This window comes from Microcoleus pseudofavosus SVA1_A4, from assembly GCF_036700565.1.
Taxonomy (GTDB): domain Bacteria; phylum Cyanobacteriota; class Cyanobacteriia; order Cyanobacteriales; family Microcoleaceae; genus Microcoleus.
The window spans coordinates 1-1,548 of record NZ_JAUBPE010000185.1 but is presented as its reverse complement, the minus strand read 5'-3'; the positions used below and the strand labels follow the sequence as shown (position 1 = coordinate 1,548).

Sequence of the window (1,548 nt, the reverse complement as noted above, 5' to 3'; positions counted from 1 at the left end):
CCCTCATTCTCTCCTTAACGGTGGCTCTAGTTCTTCTTTTGCCACCGTTCTCATCTTTGGTTAGTCTAAACTACAGTGAAAAATTAGACGGTTTTAAAGATAACAGGATGAAGGTAATTACCGAAAAGCTACAGAGAAATACATTAATTTACTTTTAGAAACAGTTGAAGTAGACCCTGAAAAATATGGTTATGAGTTCGGAAGATGGACAACAGCTAGACTTGCAATATATCTAGGAGAGCAGACGGGAATTGAGCAGAGTAGTACCCAAGTAAGGAGAATTTTAAAATCAAAAAAGTATGTTTACCTTTGGGCTAAATACAGCTTGAAGGATAAGCAAGATGCCGTAGAAAGGGGTTTATTCAAAGATAAATTAGCTGAGTATCTAAAAATAGAAAAAGAATCTCCCGACCTTTTAGAGGTAGGGTTTTGGGACGAGAGTGGATTTAGTTTAAGAGTGATTAGAAGGAAAAACTGGTGTAAAAAAGGAACTCGAATTAACATTCATAGGAGAGCGACGAAAAGGTCGTATTAATGTTATGGTGGAGTGAGATATTCAGACAAAAAAAGATGGGTAGATTTTATTACCTCTGGGAATTCTGCTAATTTTTATGCTGTGCTGAAAAAATTTTATGAAGATTTAAAAGCAGAGTGGATATTGCAAGGAAATTTAGTGGAAGACTTTAAAGATAAACGCTGTAAATTTGTGATAATTTTGGACAACGCTAGTTTTCATAAAAAAGCAGAGACTTTGCAGAAAATAGCCTCAGAAATGCCCAATATAATCATAGAGTTTTTGCCCAAATATAGCCCTGACTATAACCTAGTTGAATTAGTATGGCATTCTGCCAAGGAATATGTTGCCAATAGATTATTTGAATCCATTGAAAAACTAGAATTAGTGTTACATAAACTTTTAAATGAAGGAGGACTAATTATGAAATGGAACAGAAAAATAAAAAAGAAAGGTAACTTAGTTAATGCAGTTTAGATGTCGAACAGCTTAATGAACCAATGAGGGGACAAATAAAACTCCACCAATTACACTACACAGAAAACCGGGAAAGATAATTGACTTCCTAAAACGCCAATTCCTGCTACTAGAACGACAAAGACAAATAGATAAAATGAGCCATTAGCTAAAGCACTTACTTTTGAATTTAATCGGTTTTTCTTCTCCTGTTTGCTTTTGACGGAAATATTCGCGGATTGCGTCAATACCTTGTTGTGCAATTTCAATTGGGGGATCTTCGAGGGAGTTTATCTTAAAATCAAGTATGGATAAATTGGTCAGACGCATAATAGCTTCTGGTACGCTCGTCAGTTGGTTGTCACCTAAACCAAGTAGGGATAAATTGGTCAGACGGGTGATAACTTCTGGTACGTTCCTCAGATAGTTGCCACTTAAATCAAGATAGGATAAAGTGGTCAGACGTGAGATAGCTTCTGGTACGCTTGTCAGTTGGTTGTGACTAGGACTTACGCATTGACAAAAAGCATTATCTATGTACTCTCGGCCATAGCATCACTCTGAAGGTTCGCAAAAAT

General features: G+C 36.2%; 1 protein-coding gene and 1 pseudogene. One reads left to right on the top strand and one right to left on the bottom strand.

The annotated features are described in order from the left end of the window. Window positions 1–112 precede the first annotated feature (112 nt). Window positions 113–991, top strand: a pseudogene (locus QUA02_RS33825) (IS630 family transposase); the annotation flags it as partial. 144 nt (window positions 992–1,135) lie between these two features. Here QUA02_RS33825 and QUA02_RS33350 read toward each other — a convergent pair. Beyond that, window positions 1,136–1,300: a hypothetical protein gene (locus QUA02_RS33350; protein WP_333034010.1), complete on the bottom strand. Its 165-nt coding sequence runs from the start codon at window positions 1,298–1,300 to the stop codon at window positions 1,136–1,138. Window positions 1,301–1,548: the final 248 nt, after the last annotated feature.